We start from the raw sequence: 19300 nt of genomic DNA, 5'->3' as shown, positions 1-19300 counted from the left end.
ACACACGCCGACACGCCGGGGAGTCGTCGGTGCACGGCCATAGACTGGCGTCTCTATGAACCAATCCTTCGTGCACCTGCATAACCACACCGAGTACTCGATGTTGGACGGTGCTGCGAAGATTGCGCCGATGCTGGCCGAGGCGCAGCGGCTGGAGATGTCCGCGATCGGGATGACCGACCACGGCAACATGTTTGGCGCCAGTGAGTTTTACAACGCGGCCACGGCGGCGGACATCAAGCCGATCATCGGCGTCGAGGCGTATGTGGCACCCGATTCTCGTTTTAATACCCGGCGCATCCTGTGGGGCGACCCGGGCCAGAAGAGCGACGACGTGTCCGGCAGCGGCTCCTACACCCACCTGACCATGGTCGCCGAGAACGCCACCGGCCTGCGGAACCTGTTCAAGCTGTCGTCGCGGGCGTCGTTCGAGGGCCAGCTGGGCAAGTGGTCGCGGATGGACGCCGAGCTGATCGCCGAACACGCGGCCGGCATCATCGCCACCACCGGCTGCCCCTCCGGGGAGGTGCAGACCCGGCTGCGGCTCGGGCAGCGCCGCGAAGCGCTCGAATCCGCCGCAAAATGGCGGGAGATCTTCGGGGCCGAGAACTACTTCCTGGAGTTGATGGACCACGGCCTGGACATCGAACGCCGGGTCCGCGAGGGGCTGCTGGAAATCGGCCGCACGCTGAACATCCCGCCGCTGGCCACCAACGACTGCCACTACGTCACCCGCGACGCCGCGCACAACCACGAGGCACTGCTGTGTGTGCAGACCGGCAAGACGCTGTCGGATCCCAACCGGTTCAAGTTCGACGGCGACGGCTACTACCTGAAGTCCGCCGCCGAGATGCGAGCGATTTGGGACGGCCGGGTCGACGGGGCGTGCGACTCCACGCTGCTGATCGCCGAGCGGGTGAGCTCGTATGCCGACGTGTGGGCACCCCGCGACCGGATGCCGGTGTTCCCGGTGCCCGACGGGCACGACCAAGCCTCGTGGTTGCGCCACGAGGTGGACGCCGGTCTGCGCCGACGGTTTCCCGCCGGTGCGCCGGACGGGTATGCCGAGCGGGCCGCCTACGAGATCAAAGTCATCTGCGACAAGGGTTTTCCGTCCTACTTCCTGATCGTCGCCGACCTGATCAACTATGCACGGTCGGTCGACATCCGGGTCGGCCCGGGCCGCGGCTCGGCGGCCGGCTCGCTGGTGGCCTACGCGCTGGGCATCACCGACATCGACCCGATTCCGCACGGGCTGCTGTTCGAGCGGTTCCTCAACCCCGAACGCACCTCGATGCCCGATATCGACATCGACTTCGACGACCGCCGCCGCGGCGAGATGGTGCGCTATGCCGCCGACAAGTGGGGACATGACCGCGTTGCCCAGGTGATCACCTTCGGCACCATCAAAACCAAAGCGGCACTGAAGGATTCCGCCCGTATCCACTACGGGCAGCCCGGTTTCGCGATCGCCGACCGGATCACCAAAGCGCTGCCGCCCGCGATCATGGCCAAAGACATCCCGCTGTCGGGCATCACCGACCCCAACCACGAGCGCTACAAGGAGGCCGCCGAGGTCCGCGGCCTGATCGACACCGACCCCGACGTGCGGACCATCTACCAAACCGCGCGCGGGCTCGAAGGCCTGATCCGCAACGCGGGTGTGCACGCCTGCGCGGTGATCATGAGCAGCGAGCCGCTGACCGAGGCGATCCCGCTGTGGAAGCGACCGCAAGACGGCGCCATCATCACCGGCTGGGATTACCCGTCGTGCGAGGCCATCGGCCTGCTGAAGATGGACTTCCTGGGTCTGCGCAACCTGACGATCATCGGCGACGCGATCGAGAACATCAAGGCCAACAGGGGAATTGACCTTGACCTGGAATCCGTGCCGCTGGACGACAAAGCCACGTTCGAGCTGCTGGGCCGCGGCGAAACGCTCGGCGTGTTCCAACTCGACGGTGGGCCGATGCGTGACCTGCTGCGCCGCATGCAGCCCACCGGATTCGAAGACGTCGTAGCGGTGATCGCGCTCTACCGGCCGGGCCCGATGGGCATGAACGCCCACAACGACTACGCCGACCGCAAGAACAACCGGCAGGCGATCAAGCCCATTCACCCCGAACTCGAGGAGTCGCTGCGCGACATCCTCGCCGAGACCTATGGCCTGATCGTGTATCAGGAGCAGATCATGCGCATCGCGCAGAAGGTGGCCGGCTACTCGTTGGCCCGAGCCGACATTCTGCGTAAGGCCATGGGCAAGAAGAAGCGCGAGGTGCTGGAGAAGGAATTCGAAGGCTTCTCGGAAGGCATGCAGGCCAACGGTTTCTCCGCCAAGGCCATCAAGGCGTTGTGGGACACCATCTTGCCGTTCGCCGACTATGCGTTCAACAAGTCGCATGCCGCCGGATACGGCATGGTGTCGTATTGGACGGCCTATCTGAAGGCGAACTACACGGGCGAATACATGGCCGCCCTGCTCACCTCGGTCGGTGACGACAAAGACAAGGCCGCGGTCTATCTGGCCGACTGCCGCAAGCTGGGGATCACCGTGCTGCCGCCGGACGTCAACGAGTCGGTGTTGAACTTCGCCTCGGTCGGCACCGACATCCGCTACGGGCTGGGTGCCGTGCGCAACGTTGGTGCCAATGTGGTTGCCTCGCTGATCAATACCCGCACCGACAAGGGCAGGTTCTCCGACTTCTCCGACTACCTCAACAAGGTCGACATCGCGGCGTGTAACAAGAAGGTCACCGAATCGCTGATCAAAGCCGGCGCATTCGACTCGCTGAAGCATCCTCGTAAAGGCCTGTTCCTGGTGCACACCGACGCGGTCGACTCGGTGTTGGGCACCAAGAAGGCCGAAGCGATGGGACAGTTCGACCTGTTCGGCGGCGACCCCAATGACGGGGGAGCGGGAGCCGACGCGGTGTTCACCATCAGGGTTCCCGACGAGGAGTGGGACGACAAGCACAAACTCGCGCTGGAGCGCGAGATGCTGGGCTTGTACGTGTCCGGACATCCGCTCAACGGGGTGGCGCATCTGCTGGCGACTCAGGTCGATACCGCAATCCCGGCGGTGCTCGACGGCGACGTCCCCAACGACACCCTGGTGAAGGTGGGCGGCATTCTGGCGTCGGTGAACCGGCGGGTCAACAAGAACGGCATGCCCTGGGCGTCAGCCCAGCTGGAAGACCTCACCGGTGGTATCGAAGTGATGTTCTTCCCGCACACCTACTCCGCTTTCGGTGCCGACGTCGTCGACGACGCGGTGGTGCTGGTCACCGCGAAGGTCGCGATCCGCGATGACCGGACCACACTGATCGCCAACGACCTTGTGGTGCCGGACTTTTCCAACACGCAGGTCAACCGGCCGCTGGCGGTCAGCCTGCCGACGCGGCAATGCACTATCGATAAGGTCAGCGCGCTCAAACAGGTGCTGGCACAACACCCCGGCACGTCGCAGGTGCATCTGCGGTTGGTCAGCGGGGACCGGATCACCACGCTCGAATTGGATGCATCGCTGCGGGTGACGCCGTCCCCGGCGCTGATGGGCGATCTGAAGGCGCTGCTCGGCCCTGGCTGCTTGGGCGGCTAAGAGTCGCTAGCCTTGGTCGGATCCTTATAGATCACACCGTCTTTCATGACGAAGTCCACCTGTCCGGTGACTTCGATGTCGGCGAAGGGATCGCCGGGCATGGCGATCAGATCGGCGGTCTTGCCATCGGCGATCACGCCGAGATCGTCGAGTTGCAGCAGCTCGGCCGCCGCGCTGGTGGCGGCGCGCAGGGCGCGCAACGGGGTGATACCGGTCGACACCATCATCGGAAACTCACGCCAATTGTCCTGGTGGGGAAACATTCCGGCGTCAGTGCCGAACGCGATCCGAACATCGCTGGCCGCCAGGTGCTCCGCTGCGTCCAACAAGGCGCCGCGGTATTTCTGCATCTTGCGGCGCGAGTGCTCCGGCATGGCGGCCCACAACGCGTCGCCTTCGTCGCGGCGGGCGCCGGACAGGATGGTGTGTTGGGTGGGCACCATAAACACCCCGGCGTCCTGCATCATCCGCATCGTCTCGGGCGATGCGAGGTTGCCGTGTTCGATGCTGCGGACCCCCGCCCGGACGGCGCGCTGGATGCCTTCGTCGCCGTAACTGTGCGGTGTGACCGGGATGTGGAGGTCGGCGGCCGTCGCGACCAGAACATTCATCTCTTCCTGGCTGTAGGTGGCAGGGCCGGGGTCGTCCGACGGTGAGGCGAACCCGCCGGTGGCCGCGAACTTGATCCAGTTGGCGCCGGCCCGGATTTCCTGCCTGACCCGGGTGCGGATCTCGTCGCCGCCGTCGGCTGCCGCCAATTCCAGTGGTCTGCAACATCCTTGGTATTCGTCGGCGACCATTCCGCTGAAGTCGCCGTGTCCGCCGCGCGCCGAAATCATGTGCGGCGCCACCACCATTCGGGGGCCCTCGACGATGCCGTCCGCCACCGCGTTGCGCAGTTCGATCGTGGGGTAATCGACATCTCCGCAGCCCAAATCGCGAATCGTGGTGAACCCGTTCATCAGCAGGGCTCGCAGCCTCGGCAACGACTTCAACGTCTTGGCGTTGCTCGATTCGAGCGCCATCATCACGCCGACCGGTGGCGCCAACGTCACGTGAACGTGGCAGTCCATAAAGCCCGGCGTCAGGGTGTGCCCGGAAAGATCCACTACCCGTGCGTCGGGCGGCGCCTCGATGACGTCGGCGACTTGCTGGATACGGCCATCGACGACCAGCACCTGTCCCGGCGCAGCCTGGGCCGAGATGCCGTCCCATACGTTCGCACCGGTGATCAGCGTTGCCGCCATCGTGGTCTCCTGTCGGGTGTCAGAAGCGGTAGCGCAAGATTCGCGCCGTACGGGCGCCGCCTTTGGTCATCCCCATCAGCCGGGTCGACACGCGCGCACCCGCCGGATACAGGTCGACCTCGGGAGCGTGGGACAGGCTGGTCTCCTCGACCAGCGTCAGCCGGGGACTCCAGGTCTCGGGAACCCGGGCGTCCTTGAAACCCCGGTAGTCCCATTGGTTTCCGACCGCACTGAACACAACTTTCATCGCCAGCAGGCTTGACCGGCTGACGCGTCCGTAGTCGTTGAGCGCCAGTTCACCGGACCGGAAATGCTCGGGAATATAGCGGAACAGGTTGATGATCACCGGCTCGGACAGAAACGCCAGTAAGCCGTCGGCGACCAGCATGGTCGGGCGGTCCGACGGGATCTGGTCGGTCCAGTCATCGTCGGCCAGCGACGCCGCCACCGAGTAGGCATGCTCATCGGCGGGCAGCACGTCATCCCGCAACGCGATCACGTTGGGCAGATCGACGTTGTACCAGTCCACCGTGGCCGGCGGCTCGACCCGCTGCATGCCGGTGTCCAGCCCCGCGCCGAGCGATACCACGACGCCGTCGGGATGTTCGGCGATGAAACTGCGCGTCCGATCGTCGAGCATCTTGGCGCGCAGCGCGGTCTGGCGTATCGCGCTGGCTGGCACGCCCAACGCCTGGAAGTCGTAGTCGATCTTGGCCACGATCTCGTCGGAGAGGGTGTCGCCGAGTATCGGCCTCGGCCAACGGCTGTCGACTGCACGGGCGTATGCGGTCACGAACGCGGTCCGTTCGACGGGTGTCAACTTGGTGATCGCAATTCCCATCAGTGTGCCCCGAGGGGGCCGGCGGCTTTAGCCGTCGGGGGAGTCTGGGCTGGTGAACAGCGTGGCCTGGCAGGTTTTGTCGGTGTCGTTGAATAGGGTGCGGTCATGTTGAGCCGTCGTTTTCCTCGTAGCGGAGTGTATCTGTAGTGAGGCGGGCGTACGTGTTTCGGTTGCGGCCGACCGGCCGCCAGCATGTGGCGTTGGCGGCCTGTGTGGAGGCGCACCGTGAGCTGTATAACGCGGCGTTGCAGGAACGCAGGGATGGCTGGTCGCACGCCAGCAAGACTCGGGTCAGCTATGGGGATCAGTCGGCGCAGCTGACTGAGATGCGCGCGGGGCGCCCGGATCAAGCGGTGTGGTCGTTCTCGAGTCAGCAAGCGACGTTGCGGCGGTTGAATAAGGCGTTTGCCGGGTTTTTCCGCCGGGTCAAGGCTGGGCAGACGGCGGGGTATCCACGCTTTAAGGGTGCTGGCCGGTTCGACAGTGTGGAGTGGCCCAAAGACGGTGACGGTGCCCGCTGGCTCCCCGAGCAGCGCCGGGTGTATCTGCAGGGCATCGGCCAGGTCAAGGTTGATCTGCACCGCGAGGTGGCGGGCCGGGTGAAGACGATCCAGATCAAACGACAAGGGCGGCGCTGGATATTGGTGCTGTCCTACGATGACGTCCCCACCAATCCGTTGCCCGTGACCGGTCGTCAGGCCGGCATCGACGTCGGCGTCGTCAGCTTTGCCACCACCAGCGACGGGGCACACGTCGACAATCCGCGCTGGGCGCGCGCTGCGGCGGGGCGGCTGGCCGCAGCCCAGCAGCGGCTCCAACGAGGCCGCCGTGGTGGGAAGAACTGTGCGGCCAAACGGGAAACCGTCGCCGCCCGGCATCGCAAGATCGCGAACCAGCGTAAGGACTTTCATCATAAACAAGCCCGCGAGCTCGTCGCCCGCTACGACCTGATCGTTGTGGAGGATTTGAAGATCGCGAGCATGCTGCGCCGGGCCAGACCCGTCCCGGATCCCGACAATCCCGGCATGTTCCTGCCCAATGGAGCCACGGCGAAAACGGGGCTCAACCGTTCGATCAGTGACGCTGGCTGGGGCCAGTTCGTCTCGATTTTGCGCGCCAAAGCGGAAGAGGCTGGGCGTGCTTGGATTGAGGTCAACCCCCAGCACACCTCCGACGGGTGTGAGCGCTGCGGGCACACAGCGCGCGCGAACCGCGTCACGCAAGCGGAATTCGCCTGCCAACACTGCGGTCACACCGCACCGGCAGACGAACACGCCGCACGCAACATCCTGCGGGCCGGACTGGCCCATCATGCCCAAGCGGCGTGAAAAGAAGCTGGCGGCTTCAGCCGTCAGAGAAGTCACACCGGCAAGGTACTCCCGGACTACCCTCGGCTGGGTGATCGATTCGAAATACACCTCCGAGCCGCCGACCACGCTGTGCGAGGCATTTCAGCGCAATGCCGCGATCGACCCGGACGCTGTCGCGCTGCGCACCCCGGGCGACACGCAGACGATGACCTGGCGGGAGTACGCGGCCGACGTGCGCCGGGTCGCGGCCGGCCTGGCCGGCCTCGGGATCCGTCGTGGCGACACGGTTTCGCTGATGATGGCCAACCGCATCGAGTTCTACCCGCTAGAAGTGGGTGCGCAGCACCTCGGCGCCACCTCGTTCTCGGTGTACAACACGCTGCCCGCCGAACAACTCACCTACGTTTTCGACAATGCCGGCACCAAAGTGCTGATCTGCGAGCAGCAGTACGTCGATCGGATCCGGGCCAGTGGCGCGCAGCTCGAGCACATCGTCTGCATCGACGGTTCGCCGGACGGCACGCTCTCGCTGGATGACCTCTACGCCGCCGGCACAGAGGACTTCGATTTCGAGTCGACCTGGCGGGCGGTACAGCCCGACGATGTGGTGACACTCATCTACACCTCCGGGACGACGGGAAATCCCAAGGGCGTGGAGATGACGCATGCCCACCTGCTGTTCGAGGCCCAAGCGCTGGAAGCCGTCCTGGGCGTTCAATTCGGTGATCGCGTCACCTCGTTCCTGCCGACGGCACACATCGCCGACCGCACGATGGCGCTGTACAACCAAGAGGTGTTCGGGGCCCAGATCACGGTGGTTTCCGATGCCCGTGCGATCGCGGCGGCGCTGGCCGATGCGCGCCCGACCATCTGGGGCGCCGTGCCCCGGGTCTGGGAAAAGCTCAAAGCGGCAATCGAATTCGCCGTCTCCCACGAGCAGGACGAGACCAAGCGTCAGGCTCTGCAGTGGGCCATGTCGGTTGCCGGGAAACGTGCCGCGGCGATGGTTGCCGGCGAGCCACTTTCGGACGACGCGGCCGCCGAATGGGACAAAGCCGACGAGCTGGTGCTGTCGCAGCTGCGCGCCAGGCTGGGGTTGGACCAGCTGCGGTGGGCGGTGTCGGGTGCGGCGCCGATTCCCAACGAAACGCTGGCCTTTTTCGCCGGTATCGGCATCCCGATCGCCGAGGTGTGGGGCATGTCCGAGCTGAGCTGCGTTGCCAGCGTGAGTCATCCAGCCGATGCGCGACTGGGCAGCGTGGGCAGGCTGCTGCCCGGGCTGGAGGGCAAGATCGCCGCGGACGGCGAATATTTAGTGCGTGGACCGCTGGTGATGAAAGGCTACCGCGGCGAGCCGGCGAAGACCGCCGAGGCCATCGACCCCGACGGCTGGCTGCACACCGGCGACATCCTGGACGTCGACGCCGAAGGCTATCTGCGGATCGTCGACCGGAAGAAGGAGCTGATCATCAACGCGGCCGGAAAGAACATGTCGCCGGCCAACATCGAGACCACCGTGATCGCCGCCTGCCCGATGGTGGGCGCGATGCTCGCGATCGGCGACGGCCGCCCGTACAACACCGCGCTGCTGGTCTTCGACGCCGACTCGGTAGGCCCATATGCGGCCCAGCACGGTCTCGCCGACGCCTCCGCCGAGGCGCTGGCGGCCCACCCGGAGGTGCTCGCCCGGATCGCGGCGGGCGTGGCCGAGGGCAACGCCAAACTGTCGCGCGTTGAGCAGATCAAACGCTTCCGGGTGCTGCCCAACTTGTGGGAGCCCGGCGGTGACGAGATCACCCTGACGATGAAACTCAAACGTCGGCCGATCATGGCCAAGTACGCCGACGAGATCGAGGAACTGTATGCCAGCGAGCCGGGCCCGGATGTGCACGAGCCCGGGAACGCATCGACCGCGCAACCGGCGTGACCGCCTAAGGGCGTACTCCGGGCTGGCGTTGGTTGCGGCGGGCAAGGAGTGCCGTCGCCAACCCGCGTCGCCGCGCATCGTCCCCGACATGTGACACGTCCGATCGCTTCTTGACATTCCGGAACTTGTTCTCGGAAGCCGTTTCTGGTGCGTCGTCGCAGGACGCGGAAAGAAACCGGGCCGGCAGCGCCAATTTGCAGATCGTGCGTACCGTCAGTAGGTACTGGCGAACGAATGACCCTGTCGTGTAGGGCAAGTCGTAGGTGACGCACAGCGCGCGGACCCGTTCGCCGATCTCGGGTAAGCGATTGCTGGGCAGGTCAGGGAACAGGTGATGTTCGATCTGGTAGCAAAGGTTTCCGCTCATGAAGGCCAGCGTCCGCCCGGCCCGGAAGTTCGCGGTACCCAGCATCTGGCGCAGATACCACTCCGGTTGTGTCTCGTCCTCCAAAACCGACGCGGTGAACTTCTCGGCGCCGTCGGCGAAGTGCCCGCAAACGATGACGACGTAGGCCCATCCGTTGCGAAGTCCGTTGGCCACCACGGTGGCTCCCAGTGTGCGACGCCACCGTCGGCGGCTCAAAGCAGGAAAGACAACATAATCCTTGATCGCCTGGCGGACCATCTTGCGGATCATCGTCTTCTTATGGGCTGATTTACCGGCCTCTGTGTGCTCGCGATCCTGCACCGAGTACAGGCCGTGCATTGCGACACCCCATTCGAAGGCGATCGCCAGCAGCACCGCGCGCAACGGCTGCAATAGATTGCTCGGCCGCCACTCCTGGTCGCGGGTGACCCGCATGACTCCGAAGCCGAGGTCGTCGTCCACGCCGACGACGTTGGTGAACTTGTGATGTCGGTGGTAGTGCGAAGACATCCAGTGCGACGAGGGGCCCACCATGTCCCATTCCCAGGTAGCGGAATGGATTTCCGGGTCGTTCATCCAATCCCACTGACCGTGGGTGATGTTATGGGCGAGTTCCATGTTCTCGATGCACTTGGCCACAGCCAGCGCGACGGTTCCGGTAAGCCAGCCGACCTTGGTTTTGCTGGCGAGGATGGTCAGCCTTGCCGCGGCCTCGAGGCCTCGCTGAAAGGCGATAGCACGCTGGATGTATTCACGTTCTTCTGCGCCGCGCGACTCCTCGATGTCCCAACGAATCGCGTCCAATTCGGCCGCGAGCGCGATGACATCCGCGTCGCTCAGATGGGCGTATTCGGGTACTTCGGTGATGGCCACCGACGCTTACCCGGATTCGGGCAGGCTGGCGGGTCGCCGTGTTCGCGCGCTGATAGGCGCGCGGGCACGATTTGAGCACCCCAACATGGCGGGTCACGTCCGATCTGTTTAGGCGGATGTTCACCCGCGTGGGTCGAGCATCTGTGCGACTTCAGTTCAGCGGGGCGCTGCTGTCCCGGTGCACCTGCTTTGTCGGCGTTACGCCGCCGGCATCGCTTGCAGACTCTACACGGCGGGCGTCACACCCCGGCCTCAGCGCGATTAAGGTGGAGTCATGCCGCTTGAAGGTGAATACGCCCCTAGCCCGTGGGATTGGTCCCGAGAACAAGCCGAGAAGTACGCCGAATCCGGGGGAACTGACGCCGCGGATATGAAGGGCATGCCCATCATCCTGTTGACCACGGTGGGCGCCAAGACCGGCAAGCTTCGCAAGACTCCGCTGATGCGGGTCGAACATGACGGCGAGTACGCGATCGTCGCCTCATTGGGCGGGGCGCCGAAAAACCCGGTCTGGTACTACAACGTCGCCAAGAACCCGCGCGTCGAGCTGCAGGATGGCAGCGTCACCCACGACTACGACGCCCGCGAGGTATTCGGCGACGAGAAGGCCGTTTGGTGGGAGCGGGCGGTGGCGGCCTACCCGGACTACGCCGACTACCAGAAGAACACCGATCGGCAGATTCCGGTCTTCGTGCTCACCCCTGTGCACTGAATTTGCAGCTGGGTGGCACCATTGATCGGTGTCCGCTGAACTGAGCCAAAGCCCCGGCACCCCGCCTGGTGGGCCGCTATGCGCGGCCGAGATCGATGCTGCGGCCAAGCGAATTGCCGGGGTGGTGACCCCCACGCCGCTCCAGTTCAGCGATCGGTTGTCCGCGACGACCGGGGCCAGCGTCTACCTCAAGCGCGAAGACCTGCAAACCGTGCGCTCATACAAGCTGCGCGGTGCCTACAACCTGTTGGTGCAGCTGTCGGACGAGGAGCTGGCCGCGGGCGTGGTGTGCTCGTCGGCGGGCAACCACGCGCAAGGCTTCGCATTCGCCTGCCGGACGCTGGGGGTGCACGGCCGCGTCTACGTGCCGGCCAAGACCCCGAAGCAAAAGCGGGATCGCATCCATTATCACGGCGGGGACTTCATCGAACTGATCGTCGGCGGATCGACCTACGACATGGCGGCCGAGGCCGCGAACGCTGACGTGGCGCGCACCGGCGCCACCCTGGTCCCGCCGTTCGACGACCCGCGCACCATCGCCGGGCAGGGCACGATCGCCGTTGAACTGCTCGACCAGCTGGACGGCGAACCGGACCTGGTCGTGGTCCCGGTCGGCGGTGGCGGCTGCATCGCCGGCATCACCACCTACCTCGCCGAGCGGACGAACAACACCGCGGTGCTGGGCGTCGAGCCCGCCGGTGCCGCGGCGATGATGGCCGCGCTGGCTGCCGGGGAGCCGGTGAGCCTGGACCACGTCGACCAGTTCGTCGACGGCGCCGCGGTCAGACGGGCGGGCACGGTGACCTATGCCACGCTGGCCGCCGCCGGCAACATGGTGTCGATCACCACCGTCGACGAGGGCGCGGTGTGCACCGCCATGCTGGACCTGTACCAAAACGAGGGCATCATCGCCGAGCCGGCGGGCGCGTTGTCGGTCGCCGGTCTGCTGGAAGCCGACGTCGAGCCGGACAGCACCGTGGTGTGCCTGGTGTCCGGCGGCAACAACGACGTGTCCCGGTACGGCGAGGTGCTGGAGCGCTCGCTGGTTCACCTGGGTCTCAAGCACTACTTTCTGGTCGACTTCCCGCAGGAGCCCGGGGCGCTGCGCCGGTTCCTGGACGAGGTGCTGGGACCCAACGACGACATCACGCTGTTCGAGTACGTCAAGCGCAACAACCGGGAGACCGGTGAGGCGCTAGTGGGTATCGAGCTGGGCTCGGCCGCCGACTTCGACGGCCTGTTGCAGCGGATGCGTGCCACCGAGATGCAAATCGAAACCATCGAGCCGGGCTCGGCGGCCTACCGCTATCTCCTATAGCCCGGGTTCAGCGGATGGATTCGACGGCCGCTTTTGCCTCTTTCAACCCGGCGCCGGTGGCGTTGCGGTATTCCTGGATCGCGGCGATCGTCTTGCCGTTGCGGGCAAGCTCGACCACCCCCGGTGGCATCCCGACGGCGCTGGCCGCCGCGAATGGGACGTAGCGATCGGGGAACAGAGCTTGGAGCTGCTGTTCGATGTAGTCGAGGCGGGCTCTGGCAGCAATGTCAATATCGCTCACTATGCGACCCTCGCTTGCAGGTGGTTTATGGGCTCGTCACATCGGCAAGTTACCGGATTGATCGGGGCGCCATATCCCTTTAAGTCCCAAACAATTCGCGATCGGCGTAGTGCAGGTCGTTAGGGTCGAAGTATTTTTCGGTCCAGGCGTTGGTGGTACCCAGCACCCACCCGGCGGCGCTGGCCGCGGCGCGCTTGTCGGTTTGCTTCGCGGCAGCGGCCGGTGTTGAGCCCGTTTTGTTGCTCAGGGTGTTCAGGAACTCGTAGTGGTCGACCAACGCCAGCGCTTCGATGACGAACACCGTCGCGACGTCGGCGTCCCGTATCGCCAATAGGTTGTCGCCGTTGGCCTTTTCACCGCCCAGCGCTAGGTTCGACGATCCGCAATAAACGACCGGGTCATCTCCGCGGAATCCGCATACCACGAACTTGTGATGGATCTCGTGGCCGCGGAACTGCGGCACCTGGTTAAACGGCGGCGGCAATAGCTCCTTGCCGGGGCGTCCGCTGACCAGGATGCCGGTGTTGTTGCCCGGTAGGTATAGCGACACGCTTTTGGGGGCGTCAGAGATTCCGTAGCTGAACACGGCTGTGTTGCTGTGGATGTCGTTGAGCGCGTCATACACCGGGTTCTCACCGGCTCCGCTGAGCTCCATCACCGCAAAGAACACCGAGCCATGCTGCGGTGCCGCGACTGCGGCCTCGGCTTGGATTCTGCTGACAAGATCGCCGAGAATCTGCGCAGCGACGTCTTGAGGATGCGGAGAAAAAGTGATCGACGTTGGCGGCGTGGAACTCGCTGCTCCGCCAAAGTTGAACGTCTGGCCAGCCCACGTCGAGGCGGCGAACTTAGCGGCTTTAACGTCATCAGACCATGCCTCGTTGAACACATTCGAGTAGGTGGTGGCAACCTCGCGATCGTCAAAGGTCAGTACGTGATTGGCGTTGACGTAGAGCCCGGTCACTGAGAAGTTCGTCGAGCCGGTCAGGACGGTACGCGGGCCATCTTTGTCGGACACGATGAGGATTTTGTCGTGGGCGTAGCGGCCGAACTTGCCGCGTTTGAGCGCATCCGCGGCCTGCGCCGTGAACTCGTCGGCGAAGTTGTCCTCCGGGGTGGGCTTCGCGGCGTTGTGGTGTAGCGCCGCGTTGTCGAGGATGATCCGGATCTGTCCGGAAGCCCCCAGTTTGAGCAATGACGAGCACACCTCGGGTTCGTTGAGGTCATAAGCGAACATATCCAGCGACAGTGTCGGGTCGGCTTGAACTTCTGCGAGGACATCCAGGATCTGTTGGCGGGCAGTAAATCCGAGCCATTGGTATTCGTCGTTGTAGCTGTAGGTCTGGCCGCTACCGTTGCTGCCCGCAACCGCTCCGGTGTCATAGATCAAGTCATCGCCGTCGGGCCGGATATGCATGCTGGGCCCGAAATGCCTTACGAAGGCCTGAGATTGGACGTAACCACGAGTGAAGCCCACGGTGAGAGAGCCCTTTTGGAACGGGGCGACCTCCACGTCAACTGTGACGCTGGTCGACGTGTCCAACGCCTGCAGCGTTTTAGCGTCGTCGAAATAGCGCGGCGTCACCACGTAGGTGTAGGTACCGACGGTCGGCGACCCGTCCTGGTGCACCAGTCCCGGCACGTGCACCCATCGGAACTTGTGGATCGGAGCATTGACGCTCGAAAACGGCGACTCGCCGGCAACTTGAGCGTGGCCCTGTGACGGTCCCAGGCGCAGGTTGTTCTCGACGTAGTAGGAGGTGGCACTCGGGGGCCGGACTTCGATGGTGAAACCTGCCAGCTGATCCCGTGCCGCGGGTGTGCTCAGATCGAAGGCGAGGAGGGTCTTGGCATCCCCCCGGAATGCGTTGACTGCAATGAGCTCACTGGTGGCACGGGTGACTGGCATGGTGGCATCCTTTCTCGGTGGTCGGCGGGTGTCGCAGCGCGCGTGTTCAGTAGCACTATGCCCTTGGGTCAACGGGTTGACACGCGTAGCCAACTACTCGAATTGACGATGCCGGCCACCACGTAGTCGGCACGCCTGGCAGGCGAACGGCAGGCTGACGCTTGGAGATTACGAGTAATCGGCTCAAGAAGGCCGCTCAGCGCCCCAGCCGATGCGGCCCGTTGGTACCGAAGACCTCCAGGATTGTCGGTGCCAGCCCACCGATGCGTGTGAGAAAGCTTCGGCTGCAGCGACGCCATGCGCCGTCCCCGCTGGTGCAGCCGACACTTATCCGTGCCTAACGTCATGCGGATTCTTTCATTCGAGTAGTGCACTACTCTGCCGTATCGATCGCCAGGCCTTCACCATTCGAGATGCCGGAAGCACCGGCACACTCGGGAATCCATCGCCCGAGTTGTATCTAAAGGCAAGAGAGGCGACAGAAATGTCACAGAAACTCGCGACGCCAAAATCCGGTCAGCATGACGGCGAGGCCCGGGTAGATCACCTCACTCGTCGCTCGGCGGCACAACTGGCTGTCACGGCCAGTGCGGGCGGCTCGGCGGAAGTAACGCAGCTCAAGAGCCTGCGAGAAGTTCAAGACGCTCACCCACATATTGCGAAGCTAGTTGATCTCAAAAAAGCTTTGCATGCGCCGACAGCCGCCCCCCTTCCGACCACAATCGGACCGTTCAACACGAACTCCATAACGTTCCACAACGGTGTACCCGTCGGAGGCTTTGCTTCGCTAACGCTTCATTCCGACGGTACCTGCCAATTCAGCGGTCATTTCCACGTATCGGGTGCGCCGAGTTACAAGGTGGAATTCGCCTGGGTGGTCGTCGACTCGGGTGGCAACGCCTACACGTTTACCGCCAGCGGCAAGGTGCATGGCACGTTCGAGTCGGGTTCTCGCGACTTCAACTGGAATAAATCCCAGGTCAGTCCGGCCATCAAGCAAAACTGGTCGAAGCTCGCTGCTGGTTGGCACTGGCAGTGGAGCGCCCATGTGAACTGGGACATGCAAGCCGCAGTCAATTCCGTCATTTCCGGGATCAAAGCAGCAGGCCAAGTCGTCGGGGCAGTTGTGGAAGTGGTCGCCATCGTCGCATGAGCGCGTCCTGCCCGTGGCTCCTCGGCGTCCGCTTTTTACGCCGAGGAGTCGCGGCAAATCGGTGTTGCCAGCGACGCCGTTCAGCGCCGGGAATTGCCAAAGTTGGCCGCGTCGACCAGTTCGAGCGATTCGTCGTTGGCGCGAAAGATCGGTTCCAACGGGACCGCGAACCTTTCGGCCATGTCCGTCAACGTTTTCGACCACACCCGGTCGGTTGGAGTGACGGGGCCGCGCCCGGGCCGGGTGAGCAGCAGTGCCACCGTATTTCGCGGTTCCAGGTCGTCGAGCAGCGTGCGCAGCGCCGACATCAGGTTCCACAAGATTCGGCCCTGTGGCCGCGGGAGCACCGGCACGCGGCTCAGCTTCCTGGCAAAGCAACGATCCGGCCCGATGAGGCCGAACCACAGCAGCCGTTCGTCAAATCCCAGCGGCCCCATCAGCGCCCGCCACCGCTGGCGCAGATCGGCAGCACAGTGAATCGGATCGCTGGCGGTCTCGATGGGCGGAATCGGCAACAGGTCGCGATGACTCATCCGGGCATCATCGGCGGTCGCCGACGCCGCGGGTAGTCAGCTATCCACAGACCGCAGGATCGCGAACGAATACGGCCGCAGTTCTGTGCTGGTGGCAGTGGCGTTGGGCAGCTCGGAGCACAACACCACCTCGCCGGTGACCGGAACATCAACTGCCTCGGCGCCCAGATTGCAGGCGACCGCCAATCGGCCACGGCGCATGACGAGCCAGTGCCAGTCTTCGTCGTAGTCGATCGCCATGTGGTCCAGCCACGGGTCGGCCAGGTCAGTTTCACTGCGCCGCAATGCGATCAGGTCGTGATAGAGGCGTCGCAGTCGCGCGTGGTCACCGACGTCGGCCTCGGCCCAGTCCAGTTTCGAGCGTTGGAAGGTCTGCGGATCCTGGGGGTCGGGAATTTCGTCGGCGTCCCAGCCGTGGTCGGCGAACTCCTTCTTGCGTCCCTCGGCGGTGGCCCGCGCCAACTCCGGCTCCGGATGCGAGCTGAAGAATTGAAACGGCGTCGACGCGCCCCACTCCTCGCCCATGAAAAGCATTGCGGTGTAGGGCGACCCGAGCACCAGTGCGGCCTTGACCGCCAGCTGACCATAGGTCAGGTTCTGTGACGGGCGATCTCCGAGTGCACGGTTACCGACTTGGTCATGCGTGCAGGTGTAGGCCAGCAGCCGGGTGGCCGGAATCCCTGAGCCCTCCGCTGTGTTCAAGGGCCGTCCGTGCCGCCTCTTTCGAAATGACGAATATGTGCCTGCGTGGAAGAAGCCGTTGCGCAACGTCTTTGCCAGCGTGGCCAGCGAACCGAAGTCGGCGTAGTAGCCTTGGCGCTCCCCGGACACTGCGGTGTGGATGGCGTGGTGGATGTCGTCATCCCACTGCGCGGTCATCCCGTAGCCGCCGCTGCGAGCGCGGGTGATCATCCGGGGGTCGTTCATGTCGCTCTCGGCGATCAACGACAGCGGACGGTCGAGTTGCCCGGCGAGCGCCTCGGTTTCGCCCGCGAGCTCTTCCAGGATGTGGATCGCGGTGGTGTCCACCAGTGCGTGCACGGCATCCAGGCGCAGCCCGTCGGCGTGAAAATCACGCATCCAGCGCAGCGCGCAGTCGATGATGTAGCGACGTACTTCGTCGGAGTCGGCGTCGGCGATGTTGATGCCTTCTCCCCAGGGGTTACTCGCGGACGACAGGTACGGGCCGAACCGGGGCAGGTAGTTGCCCGACGGGCCGAGGTGGTTGAACACCGCGTCGATCAGCACACCCAGGCCGCGGCGATGACACGCGTCGACGAACCGGATTAGTCCGTCGGGGCCGCCGTAGGGTTCGTGCACCGCGTACCACAGCACGCCGTCGTATCCCCAGCCGTGCGTGCCGGAGAACGCGTTGACTGGCATCACCTCGACGAAATCGACCCCGAGATCCACCAGATGGTCGAGCTTTTCGATTGCGGAATCGAAGGTGCCTGCCGGTGTGAAGGTGCCGATGTGCAGTTCGTAGATCATCGCGCCCTGCACCGAACGGCCGGTCCAGCCGCCGTCCGTCCATGCCTGCGCCGCCGGCTGCCACAACTGCGAGCAACCGTGCACGCCGTCGGGTTGACGGGGTGATCGCGGGTCGGGCAGCACCTTCGGATCGTCGTCGAGGAGATACCCGTAGCGGGCGGTCGGTGTCGCGTCGACGGTGGCCCACCACCAGCCGTCGTCGCCCCGCGTCATCCGACACACCTCGCCGTCAACGTCCAGGCGGACCTGCTCGGGTTTGGGCGCCCACACAGCGAATTCAGCCATCGCTACGCTCCAACAGCGCGACCGGCAACTCGGTGAACAGCTCGGCGGCGGGCACCGTCCCCGTGACTGTCGCGCCGGTCAGCGCGTCGGTCCACGAGCCGTCGGGCAGCTCTACCACGGTGTCACCCCAGCCGGTCTGTTCCAGGTGCACCGTCCAGCGGGTGACCGCGACCAACACGTCCTCGCCGCGCCGGAACGCAAGCACGTGGTCGGCGGCCGTTCCGGTGGCGAGCACCGGGCGGTAGCCACCCCGCAGGAAGCTGTCCGGACGGGCGCGGCGTAGGTGCAAAGCCGCTGTGACAACACGGATCTTGATGTGCTGCAGCGACTTCAGTGCATCCCGCCGGACGGTGTAGTCCACTGGGCGACGGTTGTCCGGGTCGACCAGGCTGTCGTCCCACAGCTCGGTGCCCTGGTAGATGTCGGGTACGCCGGGCACGGTCAGCGCCAGCAGCTTCTGGCCCAGTGCGTCGTTCTCGGCGTGCGGTTCGAGCTGGCTGACAAGCTCGGTCAGCTGTGCGGCCACCGGTCCGTCCAGCACCGAGTCCAGCCAGCGATGCACCGCAGACTCGAACTCGGTGTCCGGTTCGTTCCAGGTGGTATGCGATGCGGCTTCGCGGATCGCTTTTTCGGTGTAGCCGTGCAGCCGGTCCCGCAGTTCGTCGGTGACTTCGCCGGTCGGCGGCCAGACACCGAAGATGTTCTGCCACAGGAACAGCCCGGTCGCACTGTCGGGCGAGGGGGCCAGGCTTTCCCAGCGCGCGACGAATTCGGTCCACAGCGACGGCACCTGCGACAGCACCCCGATGCGAGCGCGGACATCCTCTCCGCGTTTGGTGTCGTGGGTGGTCAACGTCGTCATCGCCTGTGGCCACAGCCGAGCGCGGGTGGCGGCGGCCAGGTGGAACTCTGCGGTGCCGACACCGAAGCGCTGCGGCTCGCCCCCGACTTCGTTGAGCGAGACCAGCCTCGCGTCGCGATAAAACAGGCAGTCCTCAACGGATTTGGCGGTCACCGCGCCGCATAGTTGCTGCAACCGGGTGTCCGGTTCGCCGCCGGCGGCAAGTGCGGCGGCGAGCACTCGCAGCGGTGCGCGCAAATCCGGTGCGGCAGAATCGGTTTCGGCCAACGCAGTCGGCATCATGGCCGCCAGCCCCCGGTAGTCGCTGCGGTAAACGTCGATGTGACCGAGCAACGCGGCCACCGCGTCAGGAAGTTGCGGGTGGTCGGTCCCGGTGGTGGCAGCGACGGTCCGTCGGAGCCGGGCCATTTCGCTGCCCAGCGTGCCGGTGGCCACGGTCGCCTTGAGATCGCGTAGCAGCGCGGGTGTGGCCCGGTAGTCGACACCGGTCGACTCGTAAAGCGCTGTGAGAGCGGGTTCCCCGGTCGGATCGATGAACAGTCCGCCGATCTCCCGAAGCGCGTCGTAACCGGTGGTGCCGGCGATCGGCAGCGTCGGCTCCAACGCCTCGTCGACGGCGAGGATCTTCTCGAT

14 protein-coding genes are annotated in these 19300 nt (G+C 64.8%); 6 read left to right on the top strand and 8 right to left on the bottom strand.

Annotated features, from left to right (window positions below; all coding sequences use genetic code 11):
• Positions 1 to 55 precede the first annotated feature (55 nt).
• Complete coding sequence (gene dnaE, locus VKI00_RS00195) at positions 56 to 3598, top strand: DNA polymerase III subunit alpha (protein WP_324434337.1); 3543 nt, start codon at positions 56 to 58, stop codon at positions 3596 to 3598.
• On the opposite strand, the gene VKI00_RS00190 is transcribed toward dnaE, so the two are convergent.
• Together VKI00_RS00190 and VKI00_RS00185 are read right to left on the bottom strand one after the other, a co-directional pair.
• Positions 3595 to 4845 carry an amidohydrolase family protein gene (locus VKI00_RS00190; protein WP_324434335.1) on the bottom strand — a complete coding sequence of 417 codons (1251 nt, stop codon included), beginning with the start codon at positions 4843 to 4845 and terminating at the stop codon, positions 3595 to 3597. The genes dnaE and VKI00_RS00190 overlap by 4 nt on opposite strands.
• A 19-nt stretch (positions 4846 to 4864) precedes the next feature.
• Positions 4865 to 5686: a class I SAM-dependent methyltransferase gene (locus VKI00_RS00185; protein ID WP_324434333.1), complete on the bottom strand. Its 822-nt coding sequence runs from the start codon at positions 5684 to 5686 to the stop codon at positions 4865 to 4867.
• A gap of 146 nt (positions 5687 to 5832) precedes the next feature.
• Between VKI00_RS00185 and VKI00_RS00180 the strand changes: the two genes are divergently transcribed.
• Complete coding sequence (locus tag VKI00_RS00180; protein WP_324434331.1) at positions 5833 to 7014, top strand: transposase; 1182 nt, start codon at positions 5833 to 5835, stop codon at positions 7012 to 7014.
• A 70-nt stretch (positions 7015 to 7084) separates the two neighbouring features.
• Positions 7085 to 8923, top strand: a complete 1839-nt coding sequence (gene fadD11, locus VKI00_RS00175; protein ID WP_324434329.1) for a fatty acid--CoA ligase FadD11 — start codon at positions 7085 to 7087, stop codon at positions 8921 to 8923.
• A gap of 4 nt (positions 8924 to 8927) precedes the next feature.
• Here the strand turns inward: fadD11 and VKI00_RS00170 are convergent, their stop codons facing one another.
• On the bottom strand, positions 8928 to 10163 hold the full coding sequence (locus tag VKI00_RS00170; protein WP_324434328.1) for an acyl-CoA desaturase: 1236 nt from the start codon (positions 10161 to 10163) through the stop codon (positions 8928 to 8930).
• Positions 10164 to 10437: 274 nt separating this feature from the next.
• On the opposite strand from VKI00_RS00170, the gene VKI00_RS00165 reads away from it, so the two are divergent.
• Both VKI00_RS00165 and ilvA read left to right on the top strand, forming a co-directional pair.
• On the top strand, positions 10438 to 10875 hold the full coding sequence (locus VKI00_RS00165; protein ID WP_324434326.1) for a nitroreductase family deazaflavin-dependent oxidoreductase: 438 nt from the start codon (positions 10438 to 10440) through the stop codon (positions 10873 to 10875).
• Positions 10876 to 10903: 28 nt separating this feature from the next.
• Complete coding sequence (gene ilvA, locus VKI00_RS00160; RefSeq protein WP_324434324.1) at positions 10904 to 12193, top strand: threonine ammonia-lyase; 1290 nt, start codon at positions 10904 to 10906, stop codon at positions 12191 to 12193.
• A 7-nt stretch (positions 12194 to 12200) separates the two neighbouring features.
• On the opposite strand, the gene VKI00_RS00155 is transcribed toward ilvA, so the two are convergent.
• Both VKI00_RS00155 and VKI00_RS00150 read right to left on the bottom strand, forming a co-directional pair.
• On the bottom strand, positions 12201 to 12434 hold the full coding sequence (locus VKI00_RS00155) for a hypothetical protein (RefSeq protein WP_324434322.1): 234 nt from the start codon (positions 12432 to 12434) through the stop codon (positions 12201 to 12203).
• A gap of 79 nt (positions 12435 to 12513) precedes the next feature.
• Positions 12514 to 14343 carry a phospholipase D-like domain-containing protein gene (locus VKI00_RS00150; RefSeq protein ID WP_324434320.1) on the bottom strand — a complete coding sequence of 610 codons (1830 nt, stop codon included), beginning with the start codon at positions 14341 to 14343 and terminating at the stop codon, positions 12514 to 12516.
• Positions 14344 to 14827: 484 nt separating this feature from the next.
• Between VKI00_RS00150 and VKI00_RS00145 the strand changes: the two genes are divergently transcribed.
• Positions 14828 to 15496, top strand: coding sequence for a hypothetical protein (locus tag VKI00_RS00145; protein ID WP_324434319.1), 669 nt, complete (start codon positions 14828 to 14830; stop codon positions 15494 to 15496).
• A gap of 80 nt (positions 15497 to 15576) precedes the next feature.
• Here VKI00_RS00145 and VKI00_RS00140 read toward each other — a convergent pair whose 3' ends face one another.
• The 3 genes from VKI00_RS00140 to treY all read right to left on the bottom strand — a co-directional run.
• Positions 15577 to 16029 (bottom strand): hypothetical protein, encoded by a 453-nt coding sequence (locus VKI00_RS00140; RefSeq protein WP_324434318.1) that lies wholly within the window; start codon positions 16027 to 16029, stop codon positions 15577 to 15579.
• 36 nt (positions 16030 to 16065) lie between these two features.
• Positions 16066 to 17805 carry a malto-oligosyltrehalose trehalohydrolase gene (gene treZ / locus VKI00_RS00135; protein ID WP_324434316.1) on the bottom strand — a complete coding sequence of 580 codons (1740 nt, stop codon included), beginning with the start codon at positions 17803 to 17805 and terminating at the stop codon, positions 16066 to 16068.
• Positions 17798 to 19300 (bottom strand): malto-oligosyltrehalose synthase (gene treY / locus VKI00_RS00130; protein ID WP_324434314.1); only part of this gene is annotated, 1503 nt, incomplete at its 5' end. The genes treY and treZ, both read right to left, overlap by 8 nt.

Origin of the sequence: Mycobacterium sp., from assembly GCF_035314665.1 — a bacterium.
In the GTDB taxonomy this organism is placed as follows: domain Bacteria; phylum Actinomycetota; class Actinomycetes; order Mycobacteriales; family Mycobacteriaceae; genus Mycobacterium.
This window is presented reverse-complemented; position numbering and strand designations above follow the sequence as displayed.

What these genes read in the sequence shown, in the direction of transcription:
- VKI00_RS00185 (WP_324434333.1), bottom strand. Translation starts at nt 5,686, where the DNA reads ATGGGAATTGCGATCACCAAGTTGACACCCGTCGAACGGACCGCGTTC.
- VKI00_RS00150 (WP_324434320.1), bottom strand. Translation starts at nt 14,343, where the DNA reads ATGCCAGTCACCCGTGCCACCAGTGAGCTCATTGCAGTCAACGCATTC.
- dnaE (WP_324434337.1), top strand. Translation starts at nt 56, where the DNA reads ATGAACCAATCCTTCGTGCACCTGCATAACCACACCGAGTACTCGATG.
- treZ (WP_324434316.1), bottom strand. Translation starts at nt 17,805, where the DNA reads ATGGCTGAATTCGCTGTGTGGGCGCCCAAACCCGAGCAGGTCCGCCTG.
- VKI00_RS00140 (WP_324434318.1), bottom strand. Translation starts at nt 16,029, where the DNA reads ATGAGTCATCGCGACCTGTTGCCGATTCCGCCCATCGAGACCGCCAGC.
- VKI00_RS00145 (WP_324434319.1), top strand. Translation starts at nt 14,828, where the DNA reads ATGTCACAGAAACTCGCGACGCCAAAATCCGGTCAGCATGACGGCGAG.
- VKI00_RS00165 (WP_324434326.1), top strand. Translation starts at nt 10,438, where the DNA reads ATGCCGCTTGAAGGTGAATACGCCCCTAGCCCGTGGGATTGGTCCCGA.
- VKI00_RS00190 (WP_324434335.1), bottom strand. Translation starts at nt 4,845, where the DNA reads ATGGCGGCAACGCTGATCACCGGTGCGAACGTATGGGACGGCATCTCG.